At 41.2% G+C, this 15,696-nt stretch carries 12 protein-coding genes; 7 read left to right on the top strand and 5 right to left on the bottom strand.

The window, feature by feature from the left end; all coding sequences use genetic code 11:
* Positions 1–15: 15 nt before the first annotated feature.
* Positions 16–867: a twin-arginine translocase subunit TatC gene (tatC, locus tag AACZ73_RS03775; protein ID WP_339875541.1), complete on the top strand. Its 852-nt coding sequence runs from the start codon at positions 16–18 to the stop codon at positions 865–867.
* 173 nt (positions 868–1,040) lie between these two features.
* The gene (rpiB, locus tag AACZ73_RS03770) at positions 1,041–1,478 is read left to right on the top strand and encodes a ribose 5-phosphate isomerase B (protein WP_339875539.1); all 438 of its coding nucleotides are present in this window, start codon (positions 1,041–1,043) and stop codon (positions 1,476–1,478) included.
* 93 nt (positions 1,479–1,571) lie between these two features.
* On the opposite strand, the gene AACZ73_RS03765 is transcribed toward rpiB, so the two are convergent.
* Positions 1,572–3,206, bottom strand: coding sequence for a S8 family peptidase (locus AACZ73_RS03765; RefSeq protein WP_339875537.1), 1,635 nt, complete (start codon positions 3,204–3,206; stop codon positions 1,572–1,574).
* 406 nt (positions 3,207–3,612) lie between these two features.
* Between AACZ73_RS03765 and AACZ73_RS03760 the strand changes: the two genes are divergently transcribed.
* Positions 3,613–4,407, top strand: coding sequence for a M15 family metallopeptidase (locus AACZ73_RS03760; protein ID WP_339875536.1), 795 nt, complete (start codon positions 3,613–3,615; stop codon positions 4,405–4,407).
* A gap of 235 nt (positions 4,408–4,642) precedes the next feature.
* On the opposite strand, the gene AACZ73_RS03755 is transcribed toward AACZ73_RS03760, so the two are convergent.
* Entirely contained in the window at positions 4,643–5,548 is a 906-nt protein-coding gene (locus AACZ73_RS03755; RefSeq protein WP_339875535.1) for a serine hydrolase, read from the bottom strand.
* A gap of 213 nt (positions 5,549–5,761) precedes the next feature.
* Between AACZ73_RS03755 and AACZ73_RS03750 the strand changes: the two genes are divergently transcribed.
* Together AACZ73_RS03750 and AACZ73_RS03745 are read left to right on the top strand one after the other, a co-directional pair.
* Positions 5,762–6,439: a response regulator transcription factor gene (locus AACZ73_RS03750; RefSeq protein WP_339876341.1), complete on the top strand. Its 678-nt coding sequence runs from the start codon at positions 5,762–5,764 to the stop codon at positions 6,437–6,439.
* Complete coding sequence (locus tag AACZ73_RS03745; RefSeq protein WP_339875533.1) at positions 6,436–7,710, top strand: HAMP domain-containing sensor histidine kinase; 1,275 nt, start codon at positions 6,436–6,438, stop codon at positions 7,708–7,710. Before AACZ73_RS03750 ends, AACZ73_RS03745 begins: the two co-directional genes overlap by 4 nt.
* Positions 7,711–7,784: 74 nt before the next feature.
* Here the strand turns inward: AACZ73_RS03745 and AACZ73_RS03740 are convergent, their stop codons facing one another.
* The gene (locus AACZ73_RS03740; RefSeq protein WP_339875531.1) at positions 7,785–9,173 is read right to left on the bottom strand and encodes a sulfatase-like hydrolase/transferase; all 1,389 of its coding nucleotides are present in this window, start codon (positions 9,171–9,173) and stop codon (positions 7,785–7,787) included.
* Between the two features lie 263 nt (positions 9,174–9,436).
* Here AACZ73_RS03740 and AACZ73_RS03735 point away from each other — a divergent pair, with 263 nt between their 5' ends.
* A complete protein-coding gene (locus AACZ73_RS03735; protein WP_339875529.1) occupies positions 9,437–9,883 on the top strand; it encodes a PepSY-like domain-containing protein in 447 nt (148 codons plus the stop codon).
* A gap of 66 nt (positions 9,884–9,949) precedes the next feature.
* Positions 9,950–11,137, top strand: coding sequence for a porin (locus AACZ73_RS03730; RefSeq protein WP_339875527.1), 1,188 nt, complete (start codon positions 9,950–9,952; stop codon positions 11,135–11,137).
* 95 nt (positions 11,138–11,232) lie between these two features.
* Here AACZ73_RS03730 and AACZ73_RS03725 read toward each other — a convergent pair whose 3' ends face one another.
* Together AACZ73_RS03725 and AACZ73_RS03720 are read right to left on the bottom strand one after the other, a co-directional pair.
* Positions 11,233–11,694, bottom strand: a complete 462-nt coding sequence (locus AACZ73_RS03725) for an SRPBCC family protein (RefSeq protein WP_339875526.1) — start codon at positions 11,692–11,694, stop codon at positions 11,233–11,235.
* Positions 11,695–11,871: 177 nt separating this feature from the next.
* Entirely contained in the window at positions 11,872–15,501 is a 3,630-nt protein-coding gene (locus tag AACZ73_RS03720; protein ID WP_339875525.1) for an amidohydrolase family protein, read from the bottom strand.
* Positions 15,502–15,696: the final 195 nt, after the last annotated feature.

Below are 15,696 nucleotides of genomic sequence, written 5' to 3'. Positions count from 1 at the left end.
AAATAGATACCACCCGTGGCGTTAGATCAATACCAAGAAGAGGAAGAAGAAGGAATGTCCTTTTTGGACCATTTAGAAGCTTTGCGTTGGCATTTGCTTCGTTCTGTAGCAGCAATTCTTATTTTATCTGTTGCGGCCTTTCTGGCCAAAAGCTTTGTTTTCGGCGTAGTAATATTAGGTCCTTCCAAGGTTGACTTTGTAACCTACAGGTGGCTTTGTGAGCTCAGTGACTATGTAGGCTTGCCAGCCCTTTGCATTGATGAATTGCCGTTTACCATTCAAAGCAGGCAGATGACAGGGCAGTTTACCATGCACATGACATCCAGTTTTGTGGTAGGTTTTATAGCTTCTTTTCCGTTTGTTTTCTGGGAAGTTTGGCGATTTATCAGCCCGGGATTATACGATCAAGAGAAAAATGCTGCAAGAGGAGCTGTCTTCTTTGTGAGTTTACTCTTCTTCCTAGGAGCTGGATTTGGATATTTTATCCTTTCTCCGCTTTCCATCAATTTCCTGTCAAACTACCAGCTGGATCCTTCCATTCTGAATGAGTTTGATATTACTTCCTACATTTCCACGCTGACCATGCTGGTGCTTGCATCGGCCATTATGTTCCAGCTACCTGTAGTGGTCTATTTCCTGGCAATGTCGGGATTGGTGACTTCCAGTATGCTGAAAGCTTACCGAAGACATGCAATAGTGGTTATTTTGGTTGTATCTGCAATCATTACTCCTCCGGACGTTATTTCGCAGATTTTGATCGCTATGCCGATTTTGGTGCTTTATGAAGCTGGAATCCAAATAGCAAAAAGACTGGAAAAGAAAAGAGCTAAGAGAAAAGCTCAGGAAGAAATAGATGATGCGCTTTAAATCTAGACGTTAGACATAAGTAGTAAGATTTTAGAATCTAGAGTCAAGAGCCAAAATATGAGGATCAAGGCTTTAGGGTAAAAGAGTTATTTGATAGAATAAAAATTAAAGACGCGATAGAAGACATTAATTACTAATGTCTTGTATCTAACGTCTTGTGTCTTCAAGGAATTATGGCAAAGAAAATAGCAATAGGAGGAGATCATGCGGGTTTTGAATATAAAACCAAAATGGTCAGTAAACTGGAATCCCTAGGATATGAAGTAAAGGATTTTGGTCCTTTCTCTAATGCTTCGGTGGATTATCCAGATTACGTACATCCTCTGAGTTCAGCTATTGAAGCTGGTGAATTTGACTTGGGTATTGTGATTTGTGGATCTGGAAATGGTGTGGCAATCACTGCCAACAAACATCAGGGAATCCGGGCTGCACTCTGCTGGAATGAGGAATTGGCTGCTTTGTCGAGACAGCATAACAATGCCAATGTAATTGCTATTCCTGCCCGATTTATTTCTTATGAATTGGCAGAAAAGCTCGCCGAGACTTTCCTTACTACTGACTTCGAAGGTGGAAGACATCAGAATCGGGTAAGTAAGATTGCATGTAGTTAAAAAATGCTGGAAGCCCGGTGTGAAATATTAAAGCCCAAACATGAATAATCAAGTTTGGGCTTCTTTGTAAAATAGATTATTGAATGTAGCTTTTTATAAGGTGGTATTGCCATTAGCAACTTCGCTTGCCAAAATCAGGGCATTATAAAGATTGGCTATTTTGCCGGATTTGGAGATTTCTGAAAAGCTCTTTTCGGCTCCTTCTGGACCACCCACGTGAACTTTTACCAAAGGTGAAATCCCTGACTCCATGATTACTTGTTTGACCTCCACTGCAGTCAAGGATGGAAAATAAGACCGGATCATTGCCGCCAAACCTGCTACTGCCGGTGCTGCCATCGATGTTCCTCCCTGAAATTCATAGGAATTCTCAGGCATAGTAGAATAAATCTCATCGCCTGGGGCGAAGATGTCTACATTTTCTCTTCCATAGTTTGAAAACACTGCAATCATATCTGTTCCATAAAAGGGAGTCAACGCCCCAACCGTGAGGTAATTGTTAATAAATTCCTGCGTGGGAGATTCGCGATGATCGTTAGGGAAATTCGGGTTATCCGAGGAGTCAAGATCTATCCCGTCATTGCCAGCCGCGTGCACAAAGAGCACATCCTTTGATGCGGCGTAGCTTAAGGCATCATACACCCATTCTGAATTGGGGGAAAAACCCTTACCAAAGCTGGCATTGATGACCTTTGCTCCATTATCTGCTGCATAGCGGATAGCAAGAGCGATATCTTTATCGTACTCATCACCATTCGGCACAGCTCTGATGGACATGATTTTCACGTTGGAAGCTACACCATCCATTCCCTTTTTATTGTTTCGGGTAGCCCCAATGATCCCCGTCACATGGGATCCATGACTTTCGTCAGGGCCGCTGGAATTTGGATTTCCGTTTCCATACTGATCATCTGAAATATCATAAGGATCATCTCCCACTGGTGTCCTCCCGTTGAAATCAACATTCAGGTTGTAGTTTACCTGAGTCTCATAATACTTGATGCCTTCCTGAAGATCCTTGATCGCTTCAGGAATCTCCTGTCCCATCGTCATTACCTGCATTAGCATGCCTACAGTTCTTTCTTCTTGAGCATTTTTAGGTTGATATGCTTTCAGATCATCAAGGCTATAGCTTTCCTTACTTATAGTTTCTTTAATATTCTTATCTGCCATGGTTACCATGGCTTCGATTTGCTTAAGCTGAGGAAGTGCTGCCTCGGCTTCTGGAAGTTTTTCATTTAACTTTTCCTGGGCAGCATTTTGATAAGAGGCGTCACCTATTTTTAGGCGAAGTATCCGAGCCATTTCCATCTGCTCATTATAGGATTCTCCCAGAAAATTGTATCCGTGTATATCGTCGATGTAACCATTCCCATCGTTATCAATACCGTCTCCAGGTTTCTCACCAGGATTGGTCCAGAGAATATCTTTAAAATCCTCATGATCGAGGTCAATGCCGGAATCTATCACCGCAACGATTACCTCTTCTCCTTTTTTCTTTTTCAGTAGTTCGGAATAGGCACGGTCAACACTCATTCCGGGAATAGTGTCCTTTTGCAAATCGAGATGGCCCCAATGCCGGGATTGCTGATCTGATAGTTCGGCTACTTTGGGGCTTGTATTTGTGTAGTTGATAGGAGGAGCTTTCAACACTAATGAGGAATTGCATCCCATCACTAGCAGGCCAATGCCAAGTCCTGCCATAATTTGAATTTTGCTTTTAATCATAGTTAAAAGTAACGACCAGTAATGAAAAGGAGTGGATAATTCTTTGTTAAAAATGGTGAAGGTCTTTAGGTTTTACTTGAATGGCTAAGACAGAACACTTAAAGGCTGTCGGTAGATATATTAATGACCTCTTTTTTGCTCATCTATTTTCGTCAGAAACTAGAAATCCGAAGCCTTTCTATAGAAGGAAAACCGCACTCTCATAAGACCAAAAGTCAGTTGCATAAAAACTATCAAGAGAGGTAACACTTACTGCAGTTATAGAATTTGCCGATACATTATCGAACAAAAAAATGTGAAATCGTGATTTGCCTAATTCCGAATCAACGAGCTAATGCATTGATAGTTAGATTCATTATAACTATATTCAGGAATAATTTTTCATTTTTAACATAACTACTTTTCTATGAATACTACAGATGTTATTATTTTTATTCAGACCTGGTTAAAACATAAGGGTTACTATTTGGGAGCAATCAATGGAAATTTTGACCCGGCAATTATTGAAGCAATCGATAAGACTCAAAAAGTTCCTATTATCTGGTCCACTAAACGAAAGATGGTTGGCATGCTTCAGATTATTTGTCTGGAATACGATGAAGACCCGGGGGACATCGATGGCTACATAGGCCCAAGTACGAAATACGCGTATGACAATGTAATGGCCTTTATCAACACAGGAAAGAAACCTGCTGTCTGGAGACCTGAAGAATTGATAACTCAGGTTCCCATTAAATGGCCAAAGCAAAATAGCACTGAGTTTATGGATTTCTATGGAGCTAAGGGAAGCCAGCTGGTGTATGCAGATTGTCCCTATCCTATGAAAATAGCTTGGAATCCAAATCAGGTGGTGAATAGGTTCTCTTGCCACACAAAAGTAAAAAGCAGTATTGAGAAGGTACTGAGAGAAGTGCTTAACCACTATGGAGACGATCAAGTAAGAAAGTTGAGACTAAACTATTTTGGTGGCTGCTATAATGATAGGCCCATGCGTGGTGGCACTTTGCCTAGTATGCATAGTTGGGGAATAGCGATTGATTTTGATCCAGCCAATAATGGATTACACTGGGGACGTGATAAGGCTACTTTTGCCCAGCCGGCTTATGAAGCGTGGTGGAATATTTGGGAAAAAGAAGGTTGGGTAAGTCTGGGAAGGCTGCGAAATTTTGATTGGATGCATGTGCAAGCCGCAACGCTTTAGCTTCTAATTTCAATACTGGTAGTAATTGTTACAGTAGATTTCATCCACAAATTTGGAAGTAGAAAACATGACCAGACTTGTGGATAATTATGGAAGAAAGTAAAATTAGAAAGCCATCTCATAAAGTTGGGATGGCTTTTCATATTAGTGTTATTTGATAGTTAGGTGATTTTCTGCTTCATTTACCGCAAATGATCTGCTCAAGGAAATGCTATAAAAATCATTGAGCGAAAAACTACATGGATTTGCTGGCGTATTCAAAAATTGTCTTCGAAATGCCAGCCAATTGCTCTGTGCTTTTATCGTAATCCTCCAGGTTTTTGGATAGCAAAACCAATACATACGATCTTCCATCAGGTAAGTATATAATTCCTGCATCGTGATGAACGCCGGTTATTGATCCGGTTTTGTGGGCTACTGATACATTTTTAGGGAGGTAAAAAGGGATGATGGTATTAAACTGTTGGTCTTTCAAGATCTTGATCATTGCTTCACAATCCTCTTTTGCACCTGCTTTGTTCTGAGCAATTGCGCTCATAATGATCATTAGATCTTTCGCAGTAGTGGAATTACTTAGGCCAAGTTCGTAGGCTTTGGTATCTTCTACGCCACGTAAAACTTCGATTTTAGAAGCACCCAAATCCCTCATCGTAGCAGTTACATTTTTTGCCCCGACCAATTCAATCAGAACATTCGTGGCAAGATTACTACTTACGGTAATCATGCTATACATCAAGTCTTTCAGCGCGACAGTTTTGCCTATTTTGCTATAGATGATATCATCACTGTCGTCCCCTACGTCCATACTGTACAAGCTGCTATCGACAATGCTCTTAAATTCATTTTTCAACAAAATAGAGTCATTGAGGTTAAGCTTCCCCACTTCCTGTTGCTTATAAAGCTCGATCATTACGGGTACCTTCATGGTACTGGCAGCATGAAATTCTTCGTCTCCGTTGATCAACAATGTGTCGCCTGGATCAGATAGATTATAATAAGCTACTGAGACATCACCCTGAATAGAATCAAGCTGGGCCTCAATAATCTTCTTAAACAGTTCCTTATCCGATTGTTCCTTCTCACATGAAATGAGAAAGCTAAGCGCCAAAACAGAAGCGAGTATATTTTTTAATAAAGACATGTAGGTAGAAAGGCTTGGTGGTTATGAGATTAAATTTACACCTAATGATCAGAAACCATAGTGCCAATTATCAAAAACGATGGCGTTGAAATGTAGCGTCGATGGTGAATATTTTTAAAGGCGGTAAGTTTTCCAGTCTTAGCCACAAAGCAAAGTGGACGTTTAACTTCAGATTCCCAATTCTTTCCAGATTTGTCAACTATTTTTGCTACGATGAAAATTTTGCTGATCGAAGATGAACCAGAATTGGCGGAAGTGATCCGCGCAAGTCTTGAGAAAGAACTTTACTTGGTAGAGCTTGCCGAAGATTTTGAGTCAGCGATCGAAAAAGTCGCACTGTACGAATATGACTGCATTTTGCTGGATATTATGCTCCCAGGAGGAAGTGGTTTGGATATTCTAGAAGAGTTGAAAAAAAACAAAATCGATGGCAATGTGATTATAATATCTGCTAAAGATTCATTGGATGATAAGTTGGTAGGATTAGAATTGGGAGCAGATGATTACCTGACAAAGCCTTTTCATATCGCAGAATTAAACGCCCGGATCAAGGCAGTTTTCCGTAGGAAAAATCTAAGTGGTGAAAACACCATTGTCACTGGAAATACAGTTTTGGATCTGAACGAGCGGGAATTTAAAGTGGATGGTTCTCCTTTTCCACTGAATAGAAAAGAGTTTAATATTCTCAATTATTTCTTGGTAAACAAAAATCGATTGATTACTAAAAATGCCCTTGCAGAGCACGTTTGGGGTGATCATATTGATCAGGCAGACAATTTTGACTTTATCTACTATCAGATCAAGAATCTACGTAAAAAGCTTCAGACTTCTAATGCGCAGATCGAAATCCAGTCGATCTATGGGGTTGGCTATAAACTCATCGAACTGTGAAGCTTCTTAATCAATCCATCAAATACCTGTCTGTTTCTATCTTCCTAATCGTCACTGTTTGGTCTGCGATTTTTTACGTCAACATGCTGGATGAGATCCATGATAGCATTGATGATGGGCTGGACAATTATAAACTATTAATCATCAAGCGAACTGAAGATGATGAGCAGATTTTTGAGCAAAAAGACTTTGAAGAGGGCAACTTCACCATTCATGAGATTTCAGAAGAAGAGGCATTGGGCATGCGGGATTACTTTACAGACACTCTTCTTTATATGGAAAATGAGGACGATCTGGAGCCTGTCCGTATGCTGACCTCAGCGTTCAAACATAAAGACTCGTATTATCAGCTTACCGTTTTCAACTCTACCGTGGAAGAGGATGATCTGATAGAGGATCTTTTTTATTCTATTATTTGGCTCTATCTGATTTTGGTAGTCAGTATAATCTTAATAAATAATGTAGTGCTGCAGCGACTTTGGAAACCTTTTTATGCGCTATTGAACGACCTAAAATCCTTTCGTATTGATAAAGAAAGTCCCTTGCCGAAGATCAACAGTGACACTAAAGAGTTTAAAGAACTGGAAGAAGCTTTGAATTCTCTGATTATTCATGCGAGAGAAACCTATTCCAATCAAAAGAAATTCACAGAAAATGCCTCCCACGAGCTGCAAACACCACTTGCGATCATTTCTACTAAGTTGGAGTTGATGCTGGAAAAGGAAAGTCTACACCCTGAAAATGTGGAAAATGTAGGACAAATATTACAGACCATCCAACGCTTGACACGTCTCAACAAGTCCCTTTTGCTGTTGACCAAAATTGAAAATAAGCAGTTCGCAGACAATAAATCTGTCCATTTCAATCAACTCGTCAATCAATCTGTGGAAGATTTGGAGGACTTTGCCAGCTTTAGAAATGTGGAAATAGCTGTCCAAAAAACCGCTGATCTCTATCAAAACATGGATGAAAGCTTGGCTTCCATTCTTATCAGCAACCTGTTGAGAAATTCCATTTTTCACAATGTGGAAGGAGGAAAAGTACAAGTAAAAATCAAAGAAAACTCCTTTCTCGTAAGAAATTCGGGCAAGGGAAAAGCCCTGGATAATTCAAAAATATTTGACCGCTTCCAGAAAGAAACCACCAATAATTCCAGCACTGGATTAGGACTTGCTATTGTACATGCAATCTGCAGATTGTATGGATTTGAAGTGAAGTATAGCTACGACGGAGAGCATTGTTTTGAGGTGAAAATGGGTAAAGGATTCTAAGCGGCTAAAATCAAAAGGTTAAGAGATCTGAAAAAAACTTTAAAGAGCTATCCCAACATTTGGCAAGAACTTACTTAAAGCTGGGGCATAGAAGCATACCACGAAGTGACATCTTTGATAAGTCTTTTAACTACTTCAGAATTGGCCTCGGCTAGGTTTTTTGTTTCTCCTGGATCTTCGGATATGTTATAGAGTTCCGGACGACTTCCGTCGTAGTCGCAAAGCAATTTCCACTTTCCATCCCTCACAGCAAGATCAGGTAGATTCTCAATTCCATAATAATTCTTTCGATCAGGAGGACGGCTATAGAAAATAGGAGCTTGTCGGGAATCATCAGACCTTCCCAGAATAGTTTCTATCACATTTTCCCCATCCGTCATGCTGGTTTTGGGGCTTTCTGTAAAAGCCAAAAGCGAGGGAGTAAAATCAATGGCAGAAAATACGGATTCCTGATTTCGGCTACCCACAGCACTCTTATTAATAAACCCTGGCCCCCAAACAATTAATGAAGATCGTATTCCTCCTTCGTAAAGATGAGTTTTGTAACCTTTCAAATCGCCTGCTTTGCCAGCTCCTAATTCCGGACCGTTGTCAGAGCAAAAGAGTATCAAGGTATTTTCTTTCAACTCTTCGTCAGACTGGATGTAATCAAACAGCTTTCCCATTTGCTTATCCATTGCCTCCAATACCGCCAAATACAAAGCTCTTTTACCAGCTTCCTTTGCCAATCCGTATTCTTCAAATGGAGGCCAATAAGGACTGTGGACATCATCAGGCCAAAGATTTACATAGAATGGCTTGCCTTCTTTATTTGCTTCCGACATAAAATTTATCGCAGCATCCACAAAGCCTGTGGTGATTTCAGAACGCTGCATCCAGGTAAAAGGCTCACCCAAAATCTCAGCATCTTGCCAAATCCTCCCGACGTTTCCCGTCTCATCTTTGGTCAAAGGCAGAAGTTTTGGACCCATCCCTTCGAAATTTGTCAAGGACTCATCAAAACCATATTCCTTAATCGGAGGAGCATCTGTAACGTCCCGCTGCCCACCCATGTGCCACTTGCCAAAGTGACCGGTGGCATAGCCAGCCTGTTGCAGATTTCTAGCGAGCATAGGAGCTGAAGGATCCAACCAATTGGCCATACCACGGGCACTATTATTCTTTTGATGATCCAGATAAGAGGTGATATTCCATCGCTGTGGATAGGTGCCAGTAGAGATTGCCACTCGTGAAGGGGAGCAAATGGGAGAGTTCACATAAAACTGCTCAAAGGAAATTCCCTCGCTGGCAATCTTATCAATATTCGGCGTTTGCGCGTCCGTGTTTCCAAAAGAGGACAAGTCTGCCCAGCCCATATCGTCAATAAAAATCAGGACAATATTGGGCTTTTTATTCTTTACCTGGGAATATCCAAAGGAATAGAAAGCCAGGAATAGTATCGTAAGAATGAGTAATTTCTTCATCAGTTGAGATTGGGTAATTGCAGGAAAATAATTCCGGAAAAATAGGACAATGATCAACCTAATTTAAAATTTTCGTTGTATGGAAACAATGTGATTTCGCATCTCTTGACCAATTTCTGGATAAAAGGCTGAGAGCATATTCAGGAGCGTATACTATAAAATCATTTTAACTTTTTGAGAGGTATTTTTCCATCCCTTACATTTTCCCAATTGTTTCCAGATTCCCCCTTTTTCTTTGAGGTATAACTTAAAACTATATACCAATGAAAAAGCAAATCACACTTATCGCCACAGTACTTTCACTTATTTCCACAGCTACTTTTGCTCAGGACATCCATGCAAGCGAAGTACCTTCTGTAGTCTCAAACAATTTCAAAAAGCAATTCCCCAAAGCAACTGACATCGAGTGGGAACTGGATGGGGAAAACTTTAATGTGGATTTTGAAATTGGCTGGGGTACAGATCATGAAATCTGGTATGACGCCGCAGGCAATATACTTAAACATGAAGAGGAAATCTCCAAAGGCAATCTCCCAAATGAAGTGACTTCAAAAATCAATACTGAATTCAAAGACCTAAGTATTGACGGAGTAAAGAAAATCACAGAAGGAAAGCAGGTCACTTACGAAGTTGAGCTTGAGAACTATAAAGAGGAATGGAAAGTGTTTTTCAGTACCACTGGAGAAATACTCCATAAAATCAACGACTAACCTTAGTCCATTTGATCCTTTTCCCATTGCCAAATCCAGTTGGCTTTTACCTCAATGAACAGCAAAATGTTTAAGAAACTCACACTTGCCACATTCCTAATTCTTATCAGCTTTACTCTGGTGCAGGCTCAAGAAGGAAATAAAGCGGAGCAAACATCTACCTTAGGATGGTTTGATAAAATCCATCTGGGCGGATATATGCAAGTTCGGTACAACGGATTGCAGAGTAATCCAGAACTGGAATGTGAGCAATGTGATGAGGGCTGGGGAGGGGAAGAAAATTCTTTGTCTCTTAGAAGACTGCGCTTTAAACTCTACGGTCAGATTCATCCACGTGTATTCTTTTACTTCCAGCCCGATTTCGCAAAATCTGTTGGCGATGCCCACCATGTCGGTAGATTGAAGGATGCCTACTTTGATTTGGGATTGGATAGGAACAATGAGTTCCGTCTTAGAATCGGTCAAAGTAAGGTGCCTTTTGGCTATGAGAATATGCAATCCAGCAGTCAGCGCCTTCCTTTGGACCGGGACGATGCGCTGAATAGTGGGTTAAAAGACGAGCGGGATGTTGGGGTGTTTTTTTACTGGGCAAACAAGCAACAGAGGAATATGATGAATGAACTGAAAAAAGACGGGATGAAGCACTCAGGTGATTTTGGAGTATTCGCTTTAGGGATTTACAATGGACAGACAGCAAATCATAAAGACAGAAACGGTAAATTCCACGTAGTCACCCGATTCTCTCTTCCTATAGAAGTGGGGAATCAAGTGATTGAGCCGGGAATTCAGGCATATCATGGCAAGTATGTATTGCAGGAAACAAGTCCTGAAATCAATGCAAATGCAAGCAAGGAATACCTGGATGAACGTGCGGCCGTTTCATTCGTGCTCTATCCGAAACCATTCGGGATTCAGGCTGAATATGTGATTGGTAAAGGCCCTGAGTTTAACAAAGAAACTCAGAAAATAGAAGTTCAAAATCTAAGTGGAGGTTATGTAACCTTCTCTTATATAACGGGAAATTTCATTCCATTTACCAGATTGCAATACTACGATGGAGGGAAAAAGCACGAAATGGATGCAAGAAGCTACACTGTAAAAGAACTGGAACTTGGACTAGAGTGGCAACCGATGAAAGCTTTTGAATTAGTGGCGATGTACACTTTCTCAAATCGTAGATATGAAGATTTCCAGGTGCAGGATAACCGACAAGCTGGAAGTTTATTGCGATTGCAGGCTCAATTGAATTTTTGAGTTTTTCACTTGACTTCGAAGAGAGTTTTATGAAAAAGTTTAATGGATTTCTCCATCGTTCATCTTGCTCAAAATACTGCCTGATAGGAAGATTGTTAGTTGGTCATTTTTGTTAATTCAATTTCAAGTCTGTCAAAATTTTCCTCGTTCTTGTCCACTGCAAAAGCTTTAATTTTTCGACATTCTTCTGCCGTATCAAACAGCATTTTGAAAACGAGTTTTGTTTTGTCAGGTGACATTTCTTCAAAACTTGCTACGACCTGGAAAAGAGGTTTAGAGTAGCGTTTCCAAGCAATTAAATAAGGTTCGTCTATTTTAATAAATTCACATTCATTATTGAAATTTCCCTTGTCAGGAGCATGCATAATGAAACTCCATCTGCCACCAACCCGAAAATCGAACTCGTTAAAAGTATTTGTAAAGCCTTTCGGTCCCCACCAATTTTTGAGATGATTTGGGTCAGACCAAGCCCGAAATAGTTTATTTATTCCCGTGTCAAATATTCTTGAACTTACTATTTCGCAATCTGGGGTTGTGTTTATAATTTCAGTTGCCATATTCCGATTCCTTCCGGCTTAATTGGATTATTTGAGTTTAAGTGTTGTGAATAATTTGCAGTTACAAACTGCCATGTACTCCAAAATTAGAGCAAATCAAAAATCTAATCTTATATAAAAGACTTATTGCCTGAAATAATCCCTCAGCTTTAAACTGAGGGATTAAATTGATTTCTTTTACTTCAAACTTGTATTAGGCACCGGAGCAACTTTAGTCCAAGGTGTCACATCCATTTTTCTTGGTGTTGGATAGACTTCATCCAACGTATTTCCATCGTAGATCCTTCCGTTTTTCATCACTTTGCTGATTGTATTTGTATTACGTATGTTTTCCAGAGGATTGCTGTCCATGATTACCAAATCGGCAAGTTTGCCTACTTCTATACTTCCTAAATCTTTATCCAACCCAAGTGCTTCAGCACCTGATATGGTTGCTACCTTAAGAGCGTTGTGATTGTTCATTCCTCCGCTTGCAACTGACCAAAGTTCCCAATGGTATCCTAAACCTTGGAGCTGGCCGTGTGAGCCAATACCTGCCAAGCCGCCCTGTTCATAAATTGAGTTGATTCCTTCTGCATGCTTGGAAAACACGTGATCTTCCGGAGCAAACCAACCTCCCAAGCCGCCTGCTCTTCTGCGGGCTTTGGCATTCAGTTCTTCGTAAGGGGTGAAGCGGTTCAGCTTAACATCGTGAAGCGGACTTTCGGTAGTGTAATAGAAGTTTTCTGCCCACGGACCTCCGTAAGCCACCAACAAGGTGGGCGTTACCGCCATTTTGCTTTCTGCAATGGTTTTCGTCACATCACCGTAAAGTGGATGGATAGGTATAGCATGCTCATGACCAGGATAGCCATCGATTAACTGGGTCATATTTAACTTAAAGTCCAATCCACCTTCAGTGGTTGGCATCAGCTTTTGCTCCTTTGCAGCCATGATTACCCACTGTCTGTGCTGGCGATTCCCAACTAGATACATTTTGATGTATTGGGTATTGAAGTATTTGCTGAATTGCTTCAAGACGTCTTTGGTCTGATCCAGAGACTTCAGATTATACATCCAGTAGCCAACCCCAGGTCCTGTAGAATAGATTCTTGGGCCAGGAATCATCCCGGCATCCACCATATTTCCGTAGGTAAGTACATCTGTGGTTGCTGTCTGAGGATCACGGGTAGTGGTGACACCATAAGCAAGATTTGCTGCATAGATCCAAACACTGTTTTTATGCAATCCCCAAGTTGGCCACATGTGGGCATGCGTATCTATAAAGCCAGGTGTGATGGTCTTACCCGACATATCCATGACTTTGGCATTTCCTGCATCCAATGACCCCGAGCTTCCTACCGCTTTGATCCGATTATTTTCGATCAGGATGTCTCCCTTTTCTATAACCTCATCCCCCTTCATGGTCACTATTCTTGCATTGGTCAGCAAAACAGATCCCTTAGGAATATCTTTCTCGTAGTAAACCTTTACCTGCTTTTCAGCTGGCTTATATGTCTCTTTTTCCTTTAGTTCAGCCTTATGTACGCTGTCCGCCTTGGCTTTTTCCTTGTCATTTTTCAATAGTTCTGCAAGAGCTTCTTTCTTTAGCTTCGCTACAGAATCTGCAGCTTTCACTGCTTCAGGCCCAAGTGCTTTCAACGCTGCGACGCTGTCTGCATCTGCCATAATTTTGGTTTTTTTAGCAGCTTTCACAGAATCTTCTACAGCTTCTGCTCTGTCTATGTCATACACCCAGTGTCCATTTCCAAGTGACCAATGGACTTTCTTACCATTTTCTTCCCAAGCCGGCCACTCGCCGCCTATTTCAGTCAGTTGGCGGGAAGGGAAATTACTTGAACTTGGATCGCCTACGTTGATACTTGGGGTTTTACCCACAGTTGGCACTTTAATGACATATACATTATTGTTCACTTGTGCCAAAGCAAGATTTCCTTCTGGAGCCATCAGAATAGTGCTAGCGCTGCTAGGTCTCATTTGAGGTTCCTGCGCAGTAGCTCCTTCTGGAAGCATACAATAGTTAACAGCATCTGCATTGGAAATTGGCATCCCCATTACATAGCGCACGTCTGTTGCTTGGCTAGGATCAGTAGTATGTTCATGTGTGTCATGAGATTCTGCAACGGATCCAAAAGGAGTAATGCCTGTGATTTTTGCATATTCCTTTTCATCCTTTCCACTCCAATTCACACTCAGCAAAGTCCCACCCGAACCATTCAGATACACTCTGGAAGTGTCTTTAGTGAAATGCACATTTCCGTGATTATTGGCATCCATGATCTTTCTGAACTGGCCTCCTGCAGCCGGTATCCAAATCAATTCAGCCTCTGATCCATCAATGCTTGCCCCTTCATTGTCTTTAAGCAGTCTATTTGCTCCTTTGAAAACAGCGATTCTATTATCGTAACTCCAAGCAGGCTGAGAGTATAGAGCTGTTTCTGTGCTTAATTTTGTAATGGTTCCTCTACCAGAAAGAGTTGCTTTGTAAAGATTCCCACCAGTTTCTTCTTCCCAGGTTACAAAAGCCAATTGATTTCCGTCTGGGCTCCAAGCTGGCATAGCTTCAGTGAAATTATTGGAAGTCAGTCTCCGCGGCTCTCCATCTGGATAATCCATCACATATAGTCTATCCAATGCTGTGAAAGCCAGTTTCTTACCATCAGGAGAGGGAACTCCATCCCGAATCTGGGTGACCAACGCAGCCGTGGTGTCTTTGATTTCATAATTGAAATAAAGGCGTGGTCCCATGGCAAGATTCACATCCACCTCAAAGGGTATTTCCTGAGGATCTCCGGATTCTGTAGGTATTTTCCAGATCTTTCCTCCATAGGATGCAAACACAAACTTACTGTCAGGGGTAAAAGCCATAGCAGGAAGAACACCCTGAGGAGCAATTGATTCTTGCTCATCACGCTGCACCGGGTAAGCCAACCATCTTTCGTCCCCTGACTTTAGATCCCTGATTACCAAACCGGTTTTCTCTTCCCATCTTGACCCGTAAACCATCCAGCGTCCATCCTTACTTAAGGTAGGTGTGAAAGCTGAGCCATATCTGGAGGTAATACCGCTAATTTCTCCTTTGTCAAAATCGTAGGTACCGATCTGATATTGAGGGAGCAGCGCATTGTAATTCCACGATCCCGACCGATAGGAGAAATAGATTTTCTTACCATCAGGACTTACCACCGGATCAATAGTTTTCATACTTGATGGTTCCTCATTCAGCTGGATTCCTCCACCCCCATCCTTATGATACATCCAGAGTTTGGTGACTCTCCTTCCCTTTGCTACTACGATGTAATCTCCATCGGGAGTCCAGGCAGCACTAGGCACATCACCGTTTTTATCCTTGGTGATTTGTACCGTGTCTTTTTTCATCATGTCGATGTACCACAGATTGTCACTTCCTTCACGATCGGAGGTAAAAAGTATTTTTTCCCCATCAGGTGAATAACGAGGATGGGTCTCATAGGCCATTCCAGATGTGATCGGAGTAGCTTTTCCACCGGTAATCGGAATAGTATAAATATCTCCCAAAAGATCAAATGCAAGTGATTGTCCATCAGGGCTCACATCAATACTCATCCATGTTCCCTCTTTAGTGTTAAATTTGACTTCCCGCTCAGGCTTGAGAGGTAGATCTTTAAACTTAGGAGAAATGATGGAGTCCTTCTTTGTGCTATCAGAAATGGAAATGTCTGAGTTTGACAAAAGCGCAAGTTGCTGATTGGATTTTGGTACCAAAGCTGCAAAGCTAAATGTGGCCCCAAACGCGAGAAGCACAGCTGGCTGTAAAAGTTTTTTCATGCTGATGGTGGAATAATTCGGCAATAATTTAACTCAAAACCTTGACTTCCTAAACATGAATTATTTGAAATGAGAAAGTATGAATAAAATCTAAAGACTTCGAAAAAACGAGGCGTGATATCGTATAATCTTTGGGGCAACTGTAAATCAGATTTTTTAGAAAACCTGCTCTAAGGACAGGTCAATTAACTGTAT

The organism is uncultured Algoriphagus sp. (assembly GCF_963974835.1).
In the GTDB taxonomy this organism is placed as follows: domain Bacteria; phylum Bacteroidota; class Bacteroidia; order Cytophagales; family Cyclobacteriaceae; genus Algoriphagus.
This window is presented reverse-complemented; position numbering and strand designations above follow the sequence as displayed.